Genomic DNA, 12,767 nt, shown 5'->3' with positions numbered 1-12,767 from the left:
CGCGCGACGGGGAGCGCTTCTCCCGCAGAAGCAAGGCTGAGGGGCCGGATGCGGCCGTGGATCGACGGATCCGGGCGCTCAGCCTCACTTCTGCAGGCGGATCGGCGCGCACCGTCACTCCGACGCGCGCGCCACCGCCTCGAGCCGCGCGCGGTGCGCGGCCCACCAGGCCGCGTCGCCCTCCGGCAGGTTGTCGCCCTCGCGGCGGAGTCCGACCCGGCCGTCGATCAGCTCGCGGACGATGTCGGCGTGGCCTGCGTGCCGGTGGGTCTCGACCGCGATGTGCACGAGGATCCGGTGCAGGGTCACGTCGCGGTTCGTCCACCACGGCACGACGCCCGGGGCGTCGAGCGGCAGGGCGGCGACGACCGCGTCGGAGTGGGCGTGCACGCGGCGGTAGAGGCTCACGATCTCCTCGCGCGACTCCTCGGCCGTGGCCCACATGTCGGAGTTCGGCTCGGAGTCGTCCTCCATCCAGGCGAGACGCTCGGGGAACGGCCGGCCGAAGACGAGGCCGAGGTAGCCCGCCTCGGTGCCCGCGACGTGCTTCACCAGCCCGAGCAGATTGGTGCCCGTGGGCACCAGCGGGCGGCGAGCGTCGTACTCCGACACGCCCTCGAGCTTGCTCAGCAGGGCGTCGCGGCCCTCCTGCAGGTACAGGAGCAGGGTCTGCTTCTCGTCGATCATCGCCCCAGGATGGACCCGCCCACTCGATCGCGCGAGAGCCGGCGGCGGCCCCTGCATCCCGGGCCGCGCCGCGCAAGCCTCGCCCCGGAGCGACGCGGCGCGCCAGACTGGCGTGCCCGCACCGCCGCGAGCACCGATCGAGGAGCCCGCCGATGACCACCAGCACCGCCCCGTGCTCCCTGGACCGGACCACGCGATGAGCGGCTCGAAGACGGCCCGGCTCTCGGCCTGGCACGAGAAGTTCGTCGTCGAGGAGCGCACGCTCCCCGCGGCCGCCCGGCGCCGCCTCCTGATCACGGCGGGCCTGCTGACGCTGCTCGGCGGAGTCGCGTTCGTCGCGATCCTGCTCGGCGTGCTCACGCAGACCGGGATCGAGCGGCTCGACGGACCGGTCGAGGACTTCTTCGACGCGCGCGTCGAGCGCGACCGCACCGGGCCCATGATCGTGCTGGCCGTGCTGTTCGGGCCGATCGTGCTGCCGATCGTGGTGCTCGTCGTGCTGATCGGCTGGATCATCCTGGCCAAGCACCTCTGGCGGCCGCTGCTGCTGCTGGTCGGCATGGCGACCGGCGTGATCGCCGCGCAGGTGATCGCTCCGCTCGTGCAGCACCCGCGACCGCCCGTCGCCGAGATGCTCTTCGGGCCCGACCGCACCTTCTCGTTCCCGTCGGGGCACGTGCTCGGCACGGCGGACTTCCTCCTGATCACGACCTATCTGCTGGCGAGCAGACTGCAGCGGCGCTGGTTCACCGTGACCGCGATCGCCGTGGCGGTGACGCTGATCGTCGTGCAGATCGTGAGCCGGCTCTACCTCGGCTACCACTGGCTGAGCGACACGGCGGGCTCGGTCGCGCTGTCGATGGTGATCACGGGCGCGGTGATCGCGGTCGACGTGCGGCGCACGGTGCGGGTGGAGTGACGCGAGGCGGGCTGCGGCCGTGACCTCCGGCTCGTGGAATCGCGTTCGGCTCGCAGGAACGGCCCGATTCCGCGAGCCGAACGTGGTTCTGCGCGCCAGAGATCCCTCCGGGAACCGACGCTCGCGGGGCCGACGGAACTCGGGCTCGTCGAATCGCGTTCGGCTCGCAGGAATCGCCGGATTCCGCGAGCCGAACGTATTCCTGCGAGCCGGAGGTGTCCGCACGAAGGGGCGGCGGCGGGCGCATCGACGTCCCCTTCCGGCGCCGACGCGCGACGGCCTAGCGTGGCAGCACACGACGGAGGGACGGCGATGGGCGACGACACGGGCTTCTCGGCGGAGGAGAAGGCGGCGATGAAGGCGCGGGCGGCCGAGCTGAAGGCCGAGGCGCGCGCGGGCAAGGCGGCCGAGAAGGCCGAGGCCGAGCGTATGGCGCAGGAGGAGAAGATCGCCGAGATGCCGGAGCCGGACCGCGCGCTCGCCGAGCGGCTGCACGCGCTCGTGACGGAGGCGGCGCCGGTGCTGCGTCCGAAGCTGTACTACGGGCAGCCGGGCTGGGCGAAGGAGGGGCGCATCATCGTGTTCTTCCGCAGCGGACTCGTCGACAAGGCGCGGTACTCGACGATCGGCTTCAGCGTCGACGCGGCGCTCGACGAGGACGGCGGGCTGTGGCCGACGTCGTACGCCCTCGACCACCTCGACGACGCCGGGGCGGCGCTGCTGGCCGAGCGGGTGGCGCGGGCCGCGGGCTGACAGGCGGACCGCTCGGCTGCCGCGGGCCCCGGGGTACTCTCGCACGGTGCCGACGACACTCCACTCCCTCTACCGCTACCCGGTGAAGGGGCTGACGCCGGAGCGGCTCGACAGCGTGGTGCTGCGTCCGGGTCGCGGGTTCCCGGCCGACCGGCTGTTCGCGCTCGCGAAGCCCGACGGCGCCTACCGGGCCGACGCGTTCGTGCCGCTGCCCAAGCGCGAGTACTTCGTGCTGCTGAACACCGAGCGGCTCGCGGGGCTGCGCACCCGCTTCGACGACGACGCGCGGCGGGTCGAGGTCACGGTGCAGGGCCATCGGGTGCTCAAGGCGGACCTTGCGACGGCCGACGGGCGCGAGGCGTTCGTCGAGCTGTACGCGCGGGTCGCGGATCTGCCGGGCGGCGCCCGCCCGGTGCTCGCCGAGCAGGACGGCTACAACTTCACCGACAACGCCAAGAACGGGCCGCGGCTGATGAACGCGATCTCGCTCGTGTCGCTCGCGTCGGTGCGCGACCTGTCCGAGCGCATCGGGCGCGACCTCGATCCGCTGCGGTTCCGCTCGAACGTATACCTCGACGGGCTCGAGCCGTGGGCCGAGCGCGACTGGGTGGGGCGCGAGCTGCAGCTGGGCGACGTGCGGGTGCGCGTGCTCGAGGAGACCGGGCGGTGCGCGGCGACCGAGGTCGATCCGACGACGGCGCGGAGGGACGTGCCGGTGGTGCGGCTGCTGCACGAGAACTACGGGCACGAGAACGTCGGGGTGTTCGCCGAGGTGCTGTCGGGCGGAGTGCTGCGGCCGGGCGATGCGGTGGCGGTCGACGCGGTGGTGGCGGCGTGAGGCTCGTCGTCGCGGAGCGGCGGACGCTGACGGCGGACGTCTGCGAGTTCGTCCTGCGGCGGGCGGACGGCGGGGCCCTGCCCGCCGCCGAGCCGGGCGCGCACGTCACGGTCGCGACGCCCTCGGGCGAGAAGCGCAGCTACTCCCTCACCGGTGACCTGCGCGATCGGAGCCGCTTCACGATCGCGGTGCGGCGCTCGGCGGAGGGACGCGGCGGCTCGCGCAGCCTCGTCGACTCCGTCTCGGCGGGCGACTCACTCGAGGTCGAGGAGCCGCGCAACTCCTTCGAGCTGGTCGACGCCCCCGCCTACCTCCTGATCGCGGCGGGGATCGGCGTGACTCCGATCCGGGCGATGCTGATCGAGCTGGGGCACCGCGGCGCGACGGACGTGGAGCTGCTGTACCTGGCCCGCTCGCGCGAGCAGGCCCCGTACCTCGACGAGCTGACCGCCGCGCTGCCCGCGCTGACGGTCCACCACCGCCGTGAGCACGGGCCGGTCGACTGGTGGTCGCTGCTCGCCGACCCGGGCGAGCGGCACCTCTACGTGTGCGGGCCGGAGGCGCTGCAGGACGAGGTCCGCGCGCTGACGATGCACTGGCGGCCGAGCCGCGTGCACGCGGAGGACTTCGCGGGGGTGCCGGCGTTCGGCGGGCTGACTGCGCCGTTCACTGTGGAGTGGCAGCCGACCGGGGCCGAGATCGCGGTACCGGCCGCCCGGACCATGCTGGCAGCGCTCGAGGACGCGGGCATCGACGTGCCGAGCTCGTGCGGCAGCGGGACCTGCGGGACCTGCCGACTGCGCCTCGTCGGCGGGGAGGCGGATCACCGGGATCTGGTGCTGACGGCTGCGGAGCGGGAGTCGGCGGTGATGCCGTGCGTGTCGCGGGGCGTCGGGCGGGTGGTCGTCGCTCCGGAGTGACGCCTCGCGGCCTGCGCCGTCGGGGCGGAGTCCGCGGAGTCCGCGGGTGTCCCCGGGTGTCCGCTAGCGGACGTGTCCTCTAGCGGCTCTATCCCGCGGGCGCGCCCGCTCGGGACACTGAGCGGACCAGCGCCCCGCGCGCACGACGACCGGTGACGGTCGGTCCCCATGCACCGCCGCACACCCCCGCCGTCCTCCTCCGCACCACGAGTCGGCGCGGTGCTCACCGCCCTGACCGCGGCGGCCGCACTCCTGATCACCGGGATCACCCCCGTCGCCGCGGCGCCGGCCGCACCCGCGACCGTGGAGCCCGGAGGGATCGCGGCCTGGGGCTGGGGCTACTACGGCCAGACGCGACTCCCGACCGACCCGGGCGAGATCGTCTCCGTCGCAGCCGGGAGCTTCCACAGCCTCGCTCTGCGGGACGACGGCACCCTCCTCGCCTGGGGCAGCGACCGGTCGGGCCAGACGGCCGTGCCCGCGGACCTGAAGCCGGTCGTGTCGATGGCCGCCGGCTGGATCCACAGCCTCGCCCTCCAGAACGACGGCACCGTCGTCGGCTGGGGGTCGAACGAGCGCGGGGAGACCGATCCGCCCGCCGACCTGGACGACGCCGTCGCGGTCTCCGCCGGGGAGCAGTTCAGCCTCGCTCTGCGCGAGGGGGGCACCGTCACGGCCTGGGGCAAGAACACGACGGGCAGCAACGCCGTCCCGGCCGGCCTCACCGGCGTCACGGCGATCTCCGCCGGCGACGTGCACAGCCTCGCCCTCAAGGACGACGGCACCGTCGTCGCCTGGGGCACGGCCGGCTCTCCTCAGGTCGACGGCCTGCCGAGCGGCCTCGACGACGTCGTCGCGGTCTCGGCCGGCTGGGATCACAGTCTCGCGCTGACGAGCGACGGCATGGTCGTCGCCTGGGGCAGCAACGAGTACGGGCAGATCTCCGTCCCCGCCGATCTGACGGATGTCGTGGCCGTCTCGGGCGGCGCCCGGCACAGCCTGGCGATGAAGCAGGACGGCACCCTCGTCGCCTGGGGCAGCAACGAGGACGGCCAGCTCGTGCAGCCGAGCGGCCTCGGCATCCCCACCGCAATCGACGCGGGCGGCTACCACAACATCGCACTCGGAGCCCGGCCCGCCCTCAGCGCGGATGCGCCTCCCGCGACCGCGACGGTCGGTCAGGACTACTCGTACGCGTTCGGCGCGGACCCGAGCACGTACGCCTACACGGTCGTCTCCGGCGCTCTCCCGGCGGGCCTCGCCCTCTCGCAGCAGGGTGTGCTCGCGGGGACCCCGACCGAGAGCGGTCCGTCGACCTTCACCGTCGCCGCGGTCAACCGCTACGGCCGTACGATCGGCGCCGCGCACACGATCACCGTCGCACAGGCACCCGCAGAGCCGACGCTGTCGGGAGCAGCCCCCGTCGGCCGCATCGGCTCCTCCTACGACTTCGCCTACACCGTCGGCGGATTCCCCGCTCCGACCGTCTCCCTCGCGTCCGGATCGCTCCCCCAGGGGCTGACCCTCAGCAGCGAGGGGCGCCTCACCGGCACCCCGACCGCCGCCGGGACCTCCACGTTCACGGTCCTCGCCGAGAACGCCTCCGGATCGGCCCGGATGTCCACGACGCTGGAGGTCACTCCGGGCTTCGCCGGCCCGACCATCGAGGGAGCAGCGCCGGACGGCACCGTGGGCACCGCCTTCGACTACGGCTACACCGCGACCGGCTACCCGACGCCCGCGTTCGTCGCCCTGACCGAGCTGCCCCCGGGTCTCGCCCTCGACACCGCGACCGGGCGTCTCACCGGCACGCCGACCGCCGCCGGCACCTTCACGTTCACCGTCGCCGCGACGAACGACTTCGGCCGGAACCAGACGGTCGACACGGTGACCATCGCGGCCGCCGCCACCGCGCCGACCCTCTCCGGAATCGCCGCTGCCGGTGTCGTCGGGACGGCCTACGACTCCACGTACACGGTCACCGGATCCCCGGCGCCGACGGTCACCGTGGTCGCGGGCACGCTCCCTCCGGGACTCGCTCTCGCCGCCTCCGGGCGGCTCACCGGCACCCCGACCACCGCCGGGACGTTCGCCTTCACCGTGCAGGCGAGGAACTCCGCCGGCGCCGCGCGGGCCGTCAGCACGGTGACCGTCTCGCCGCAGAAGACCGCCACGAAGGCCGATCTGCGGGTGGACCTGTCGGCTCCGACCTCCGCGGTGAAGGGGGGGACGTTCACGTACTCGCTGATCACCAGGAACGCCGGACCCGCGACCGCGACGTCGGTCTACTCGAAGGTGATCCTGCCCTCGGGCGTGCAGTTCGTGTCCGCGACGGGGACGTACACCCGCGTCGGGAGCATCGTGATCTTCCACCGCCCGAGTCTCGCGGTCGGCAGGACCGTGACGGAGAGGATCACGGTCAGGGCCACGAGCACGGGCACGGGCACCGCGCTGGCGTCGACGCTCTCTGTGAAGACGCCCGACCCGTCGATCCGGAGCAACGCCGACACCGCGGCGACGACGGTGCGCTGAGCACGTCGCCGCTCAGCGTGCCGGGCGGCGCAGGATCAGGTTGGTCATGGTCTGGGTCATGACCGCGAGGCGATCCTGGTTCAGGAGCTCGATGCGGGTGCGGAGCACTCCCCGATCGGGCCGCGAGACGGAGCGGCGCGCGTCGAGCACGGTGAAGCGGGCCCGGAGGAGGTCGTCGGGGCGGACGGGGACGGACCAGCGGAGCTCGTCCACTCCGGGCGAGGCGATGCTCGCCGCCTGGTTGAGGTAGGACTCGACGAGCATCCGCATCATCATCGCGGTGGTGTGCCAGCCGCTGGCGACGAGTCCGCCGAGAGGGGTGCCGGCCGCGAGCCCGGGGTCGGTGTGCATGTCGTGCGGGTCGAAGCGGCGGCCGAAGTCGATGATCTCGGCGACGGTGACCCGGTAGGAGCCGTGCTCCAGCACGGATCCGGGCACGTAGTCGTCGAAGTAGCGGTCGGTGACCGGCTGCGCGAACGGCGCATCGGATGCTGCGGAGGTGCCGGCGTCCGGTTCGTAGGGCATGGCACAACCCTAGGTCGGGTGCGGTGCGCGAGGAGGGCCGGGAGTCGGCAGAGTGGAGCCGTGGATCAGAACAGCACCAGCATCGCCGGCGAGCTCGCGCACGTGACCCGGCACTGGACTCCGAGGGTCGTCGGGCGGGTGAACGACCAGTACGTGAAGGTCGCGAAGCTGCTCGGCGAGCTCGTGTGGCACGCGCACGAGGACGAGGACGAGATGTTCCTCGTCGTCTCCGGAACTCTGCGCATCCAGCTCGAGGACCGCCCGGACGTGCACCTCGCACCGGGCGAGTTCTTCGTCGTCCCGAAGGGGGTCCGCCACAACCCCGTCGCTGACGAGGAGGTGGAGATCGTCCTCATCGAGACCATCACCACGGCGCACACGGGCGATGTCGTCGTGGCCCGCACGGTTCCGATCGACGCCCAGCTCGGCCGCACTCCGTCCTGACGGCGGTGATGCCGTGCGTGTCGCGCGGTGTCGGGCGGGTGGTCGTCGCTCCGGAGTGACGCCTGTTCACAACGAAGGAAGGATCCGTTCCCGCGGCCCCGGATCCGCGGGGATCGGGAGTTCGGGACGGATCCTTCCTCCGTTGTGAACGCGAGTGGCGTCAGCCCTCGGCCTTCGACGGCTTGCCGTCGGCCGGCAGCACCTCGACGGGGGTGTCGCGCGTGTCCTCGCCCTCGGCCTGCGACGGCTTGTCGGACTGGTCGTCCGGGTCCTGGACCGGGGACGTCGTGTCGCTCATCGGAGGCCGTCCGGGTCGTCGGAGGCGGGCGACGGCTGCACGTCGGCCTCGAACTCGGTCCAGGCCCGGTCGAAACCGGCCTGCGCCTCGGCGGGCTCGCTCGCGAAATAGCCCTCGTAGATCGAGTGGCCGCCGTGCTCGGGCAGGTCGTCGCGGGCGGCGAACTCCTGGGCGAGGGTGCCCACCTCGTCGTCGCGCGTGCTCTGGTCCCGCAGCCATGCGGGGAAGGTCTGAGTCATGGGACTCCTTTCTCCTGCGTCCATCCCACGCCCCGCGACCCGGAGCGGCAACCCCTTGCGGGACGTCCGATCGGGCGCGCCATCGCACTTCGGGACGATTGAGCGCACGAGCCCGGTGATCCGTCACGAACGGCCGTCTCTCTGCGCTGCGAGCGGCCGTGCGCGACGGCTCGGGCCGGCCCCTGCTGATCGAGTAGCGCGCGGAGCGCGCGTCTCGAGATCCACGACGTCCCGGGACGCGGCGGGTCTCGATACGCCCCTGCGGGGCTACTCGACCAGCAAGAGAAGGAGCGCCGCGCGCACCCCTTGCTGATCGAGTAGCGCGCGGAGCGCGCGTATCGAGATCCACGATGTCCCGAGTCTCGGCGCGCGGGGCTACTCGACCAGTACGCCCGCCTCCTCGAGCAGCACCGACGTGCGCACCACGCGCTCCGAGGCGGCCGTGACCACCGACACGGGGCCGGACAGCGTCAGCGACGCCGTCGTCTCCTTCGTCGCGCAGTCCGGGCCGACCCACAGCTCCACCTCGCCCGGCTCGACGATCCGCTGGCCGGAGCGGCCGGTGAACGCCAGGCGCGCGGCCGGCACCTCGAAGCGCACCTGCGCCTCCTCCCCCGCCGCCAGCTCGAGGCGGGCGTAGCCCAGCAGCTGGGCGACGGGACGGGTGACGCTCGCGTAGACGTCGCGGGCGTAGAGCTGCACGAGGTCGGAGCCGCTGCGCGAGCCCGTGTTGCGCACGCGCACCGAGACGGTGATCGCTCCGTCGGTCGGCACCGAGTCGTCGAGCACCGACAGGTCGCCGCGCGAGAACGTCGTGTACGAGAGCCCGTGCCCGAAGGGCAGCACCGGAGTGCTGTCGGCGCTCGTCACGTCGGACGGGCCACCCAGGATCGGGTGCAGGTACGAGAACGGCTGCGCTCCGGCCGCGCGCGGCAGCGACACCGGCAGGTGCCCGGACGGCACGACGCGGCCCGAGACGACACCCGCGATCGCGCCGGCACCCTCCTCCCCGGGGAAGAACGCCTGCAGCACGGCCGACGCGCCCGAGAGCGCCCAATCGATCGCGTAGGGGCGGCCGGTGAGCAGCACGAGCACCACGGGGGTGCCGGTCGCGACGACCGCCTCCACCAGCTCGCGCTGGCGGCCGGGCAGCTCGAGGCTCTCGACGTCGTTGCCCTCGCCCACGGTGCCGCGGCCGAAGAGACCCGCGCGGTCGCCGACCACGACGACCGCCACGTCGGCGGTGCGGGCGAGCTCGGCGGCGGGGGCGATCCCGGAGTCGTCGTCGCCCTCGACGTCGCAGCCCTCGGCCACGAGGATCTCGCCCGCGAACTCGTCGGCGAGCGCCTCGCGCACGGTCGGGATCTCGAAGCCCAGCGGCACGCCCTCGTGGTGGGCGAGCACGTGGTTGGCGAAGGAGTAGCAGCCCATCAGGGCCTGCGCGCTGTCGGCGTTCGGGCCGATCAGGGCGAGGCGTCGCGGCGCCGCGAGCGGCAGGACGCCGTCGTTCGAGAGCAGCACGAGCGACTCCTCCGCGAGGCGGCGGGCGACGTCGCGATGCGCCGGGGAGTCGAGGTCGATCGACTCCGGCGCGTCGTCGAAGCGGGCGTCGAGCAGCCCCAGGCGCTCCTTCTGCGCGAGCAGGCGCAGCACGGCGCGGTCGACGAGCTCCTCGCTCATCGCTCCGGAGGCGATGCGGGCGGCGAGCGGAGCGAGGAACGCGTCGCCCGTGGGCAGCTCCACGTCGATCCCGGCCTCGAGCGCGAGCTCGGCGGCCTCGCCGAGGTCGGCGGCGACCGCGTGCATGAGGTGCAGGAACGCGACCGAGAAGTAGTCCGAGACCACCACTCCGTCGAAGCCCCACGCGCCGCGCAGGATGTCGGTGAGGTAGGCGGGCGTCGCGCCGACGGGGTCGCCGTCGATCTCGGCGTAGGAGTTCATCACCGAGCGCGCGCCGCCGTCGCGGATCGCCATCTCGAACGGAGGCAGGAGCACGTCCGCGATCTCGCGCGGACCGGCGTGGACCGGCGCGTGGTTGCGGCCCCCGCGGGAAGCGGAGTAGCCGATGAAGTGCTTCAGAGTCGCGTCGACCCCCTCCGACTGCATGCCGCGGACGTAGGCGGTGCCGAGGGTGCCGAGGACGTAGGGGTCCTCGGCGATGCACTCGTCGACGCGGCCCCAGCGGGGGTCGCGGATCACGTCGAGCACGGGCGCGAGGCCCTGGTGGATCCCGAGCTCGCGCATGGACGCGCCGATCAGGCGGCCCATCTCCTCGACCAGCTCGGCGTCGAACGACGCGCCCCAGGCCAGCGGAGTGGGGAACGTCGCGGCCTTCCACGCCGCCAGCCCCGTCAGGCACTCCTCGTGCACGATCGCCGGGATGCCCAGCCGCGTCTCCTCGACGAGGCGGCGCTGCTCGGCCCACAGCCACTGCGCGCGCTCGATCGGATCGACGGGACGCGTGCCGTACACGCGGGTGAGGTGCCCGAGCCCGTGGGTGGTCGCGTCCTCGTAGCGGGTGGAGGTGGCCATCTCGCCGGCGAGCGGCGCGACGACCTCCCCGCCCTGGTCGACCCAGTAGCCGACGAGCTGGGCGAGCTTCTCCTCGAGCGTCATGCGCTCCAGGAGCTCGGCGACGCGGGCCGAGGAGACGTGCGGTTCGGCCACGGCGTGACCCTCTCTGCTGGAAGCGGACGGCGGGGTGGAGGTCATCCCTTCACCGCCCCGGTGAGGCCGCCCACGATGCGGCGCTCGAAGACGCTGAAGAAGATGAGCGCGGGGATCATCGACAGCGACACGAACGCGAGCACCTTGGCGGTGTCGACGGAGTACTGCGACGAGAAGGCCTGCACCCCGAGCGGGAGCGTGAAGGTCGACTCGTCGTTGAGGATGAACAGCGGCAGGAGGTAGCTGTTCCAGCTCGCGATGAACGCGAGGATCCCGGTCGTGATCACGCCGGGCATCGCCAGGCGCACCACCATGCGGAAGAAGAAGCCGATCCGGCTGCAGCCGTCGATGAACGCCGCCTCCTGGATCTCGTCGGGGATCGCCCGCAGGAACGGGACCAGGATGATGATCGTGGTCGGCAGGCCGAACGCGATCTGCGGCAGCACGACTCCGGCGAGCGAGTTCATCAGGCCGAGGCTCTTGATCACCAGGTAGAGCGGAGTGATCGCCACGGTCATCGGGAACATCAGTCCCGCCGCGAAGAGCGCGTAGAACACTCCGCGGCCCGCGAAGTCGTACCGGGCGAGGACGTAGCTGGCCATGAGGCCCAGCACCACGACACCGAGGGTGGTGGCCAGCGCCGCGATGGCGGAGTTGCCCACCTCGCGCCAGAAGATGCCGCCCGTGATGACGTCGATGTAGTTCTGCACGTTCCACGGCGACGGGAAGCCGGCCGGATCCGTCGTGATCTGCGCATTGGTGCGGAAGCCGCCGATGATGATGTAGGCGACCGGAGCGAGCATCAGCGCGATCACGACGATCGCGACCACGTAGGCGATCATCGTGCCGCGGCCCACCGGCGGGCGGCGGCGCTTCACGGCGAGGGGCCGGCGGGTCTCGGGAGTGATCGGCGGGGCCGTCATCGTGGTGCTCATCGCTTGCCTCCGGTGAGTGCGCCCTCGGTGTCCCGCCGCAGCACGAAGCGCTGGTAGAGCAGGGCGACGACGAGCGAGATCAGGAACAGGATGACCGCGACGGCGTTCCCGTACCCGTAGTTGCCGGCGTTGCGGCCGTTGGTGACGAGGTAGGTCGCCATCGTCGAGGTGCCGGCGGTCGACGAGACGTACTGGCCCCAGATGATGTAGACGAGGTCGAACAGCTGCAGGGCGCCGATGATCGACAGGAACGCCCAGATGCGCAGCGTCGGAGCGAGCAGCGGCAGCGTGATGCGCCGCTGGACCTGCCAGTAGGACGCGCCGTCGATGGCCGCGGCCTCGGACAGCTCCTCGGGGATGCCCTGGAGACCGGCGAGGAAGAGGATCACGGCGAAGCCGATGTACTTCCACGTGATGATCAGCATCAGCGTCCACATGGCGATGGCCGGGTTCGCCAGCCAGTCCTGCTGCAGCGCCCCCAGGCCGATGTTCTCGAGCATGCCGTTGACGGCGCCGCGGGTCTGGAGCATGAGGCTCCAGCCGGTGCCGACCACGACCTCCGAGATGACGTAGGGCACGAAGATCAGCACGCGGATGATCGACTGGCCGCGCAGCTTGCGGTTGAGCAGGAGCGCGATCAGGATCGCGGCCGGACCCTGGAGCACGAGCGAGAGGATCACGATCGTGCCGTTGTGGGACAGCGCCTCGTGGAAGGTCGGGTCCTGGAGGATCGTGAGGTAGTTGCGGAAGCCGACGAAGTCGGTCGGCACTCCGTAGCCCTGCCAGCTGAAGAAGCCGTAGTAGGCCGCCATCACGACCGGGAAGATCACGAAGGCGAGGAACACGATCAGCGCGGGGCCGACCAGGATCGCGACCTCGAGCCGGCCCGCCCAGCCGAGGCTGCGGCGGCGCCGGCGCACCGGGGGTGCTGCGACGACCGCAGCACCCCCGGTGGTCTCGCGATCGCGGGGCGCATCCGCTCCGAGGAGCGGGCTCTCGCGAAGCGCCAT

The 12,767-nt window shown here is 72.4% G+C and carries 13 protein-coding genes; 6 read left to right on the top strand and 7 right to left on the bottom strand.

Going from position 1 to position 12,767, the window contains the following annotated elements; all coding sequences use genetic code 11:
* Window positions 1-114: 114 nt before the first annotated feature.
* Entirely contained in the window at window positions 115-687 is a 573-nt protein-coding gene (locus C1I63_RS06250; protein ID WP_107574184.1) for a DinB family protein, read from the bottom strand.
* 196 nt (window positions 688-883) lie between these two features.
* Here C1I63_RS06250 and C1I63_RS06245 point away from each other — a divergent pair, with 196 nt between their 5' ends.
* From C1I63_RS06245 to C1I63_RS06225, 5 genes are all read left to right on the top strand, one after another.
* Window positions 884-1,606 (top strand): phosphatase PAP2 family protein, encoded by a 723-nt coding sequence (locus C1I63_RS06245; RefSeq protein ID WP_107574183.1) that lies wholly within the window; start codon window positions 884-886, stop codon window positions 1,604-1,606.
* 312 nt (window positions 1,607-1,918) lie between these two features.
* Window positions 1,919-2,359, top strand: a complete 441-nt coding sequence (locus tag C1I63_RS06240; protein WP_107574182.1) for a DUF1801 domain-containing protein — start codon at window positions 1,919-1,921, stop codon at window positions 2,357-2,359.
* Window positions 2,360-2,405: 46 nt separating this feature from the next.
* Window positions 2,406-3,197: an MOSC domain-containing protein gene (locus tag C1I63_RS06235; protein WP_107574181.1), complete on the top strand. Its 792-nt coding sequence runs from the start codon at window positions 2,406-2,408 to the stop codon at window positions 3,195-3,197.
* Window positions 3,194-4,117 carry a PDR/VanB family oxidoreductase gene (locus C1I63_RS06230; RefSeq protein ID WP_107574180.1) on the top strand — a complete coding sequence of 308 codons (924 nt, stop codon included), beginning with the start codon at window positions 3,194-3,196 and terminating at the stop codon, window positions 4,115-4,117. The genes C1I63_RS06235 and C1I63_RS06230 overlap by 4 nt, the downstream gene beginning before the upstream one ends.
* 168 nt (window positions 4,118-4,285) lie before the next feature.
* Window positions 4,286-6,649, top strand: coding sequence for a putative Ig domain-containing protein (locus C1I63_RS06225; protein ID WP_107574179.1), 2,364 nt, complete (start codon window positions 4,286-4,288; stop codon window positions 6,647-6,649).
* Window positions 6,650-6,661: 12 nt separating this feature from the next.
* Here C1I63_RS06225 and C1I63_RS06220 read toward each other — a convergent pair whose 3' ends face one another.
* Window positions 6,662-7,174, bottom strand: coding sequence for a MaoC family dehydratase (locus C1I63_RS06220; RefSeq protein WP_107574178.1), 513 nt, complete (start codon window positions 7,172-7,174; stop codon window positions 6,662-6,664).
* Between the two features lie 60 nt (window positions 7,175-7,234).
* Between C1I63_RS06220 and C1I63_RS06215 the strand changes: the two genes are divergently transcribed.
* A complete protein-coding gene (locus C1I63_RS06215) occupies window positions 7,235-7,618 on the top strand; it encodes a cupin domain-containing protein (RefSeq protein ID WP_170116328.1) in 384 nt (127 codons plus the stop codon).
* Between the two features lie 160 nt (window positions 7,619-7,778).
* Here the strand turns inward: C1I63_RS06215 and C1I63_RS19685 are convergent, their stop codons facing one another.
* The 5 genes from C1I63_RS19685 to C1I63_RS06195 all read right to left on the bottom strand — a co-directional run bounded on the left by C1I63_RS19685 (window position 7,779) and on the right by C1I63_RS06195 (window position 12,767).
* The gene (locus C1I63_RS19685) at window positions 7,779-7,916 is read right to left on the bottom strand and encodes a hypothetical protein (protein WP_157602116.1); all 138 of its coding nucleotides are present in this window, start codon (window positions 7,914-7,916) and stop codon (window positions 7,779-7,781) included.
* Entirely contained in the window at window positions 7,913-8,155 is a 243-nt protein-coding gene (locus C1I63_RS06210) for a hypothetical protein (protein WP_056866022.1), read from the bottom strand. Before C1I63_RS06210 ends, C1I63_RS19685 begins: the two co-directional genes overlap by 4 nt.
* A 375-nt stretch (window positions 8,156-8,530) precedes the next feature.
* Window positions 8,531-10,867, bottom strand: coding sequence for a beta-xylosidase/alpha-l-arabinosidase (locus C1I63_RS06205; RefSeq protein ID WP_107574177.1), 2,337 nt, complete (start codon window positions 10,865-10,867; stop codon window positions 8,531-8,533).
* Complete coding sequence (locus C1I63_RS06200; RefSeq protein ID WP_372488187.1) at window positions 10,864-11,757, bottom strand: carbohydrate ABC transporter permease; 894 nt, start codon at window positions 11,755-11,757, stop codon at window positions 10,864-10,866. The genes C1I63_RS06205 and C1I63_RS06200 overlap by 4 nt, the downstream gene beginning before the upstream one ends.
* On the bottom strand, window positions 11,754-12,767 hold the full coding sequence (locus C1I63_RS06195) for a carbohydrate ABC transporter permease (protein WP_056866020.1): 1,014 nt from the start codon (window positions 12,765-12,767) through the stop codon (window positions 11,754-11,756). Before C1I63_RS06195 ends, C1I63_RS06200 begins: the two co-directional genes overlap by 4 nt.

Source organism: Rathayibacter caricis DSM 15933, from assembly GCF_003044275.1.
GTDB lineage: Bacteria > Actinomycetota > Actinomycetes > Actinomycetales > Microbacteriaceae > Rathayibacter > Rathayibacter caricis.
This window is presented reverse-complemented; position numbering and strand designations above follow the sequence as displayed.

Excerpts from the sequence above, each read along its gene's own strand:
- C1I63_RS06250 (WP_107574184.1), bottom strand. The coding sequence starts at position 687 with ATGATCGACGAGAAGCAGACCCTGCTCCTGTACCTGCAGGAGGGCCGC.
- C1I63_RS06245 (WP_107574183.1), top strand. The coding sequence starts at position 884 with ATGAGCGGCTCGAAGACGGCCCGGCTCTCGGCCTGGCACGAGAAGTTC.
- C1I63_RS06240 (WP_107574182.1), top strand. The coding sequence starts at position 1,919 with ATGGGCGACGACACGGGCTTCTCGGCGGAGGAGAAGGCGGCGATGAAG.
- C1I63_RS06225 (WP_107574179.1), top strand. The coding sequence starts at position 4,286 with ATGCACCGCCGCACACCCCCGCCGTCCTCCTCCGCACCACGAGTCGGC.
- C1I63_RS06220 (WP_107574178.1), bottom strand. The coding sequence starts at position 7,174 with ATGCCCTACGAACCGGACGCCGGCACCTCCGCAGCATCCGATGCGCCG.
- C1I63_RS19685 (WP_157602116.1), bottom strand. The coding sequence starts at position 7,916 with ATGAGCGACACGACGTCCCCGGTCCAGGACCCGGACGACCAGTCCGAC.
- C1I63_RS06210 (WP_056866022.1), bottom strand. The coding sequence starts at position 8,155 with ATGACTCAGACCTTCCCCGCATGGCTGCGGGACCAGAGCACGCGCGAC.
- C1I63_RS06205 (WP_107574177.1), bottom strand. The coding sequence starts at position 10,867 with ATGACCTCCACCCCGCCGTCCGCTTCCAGCAGAGAGGGTCACGCCGTG.
- C1I63_RS06200 (WP_372488187.1), bottom strand. The coding sequence starts at position 11,757 with ATGAGCACCACGATGACGGCCCCGCCGATCACTCCCGAGACCCGCCGG.
- C1I63_RS06195 (WP_056866020.1), bottom strand. The coding sequence starts at position 12,767 with ATGGCGCTTCGCGAGAGCCCGCTCCTCGGAGCGGATGCGCCCCGCGAT.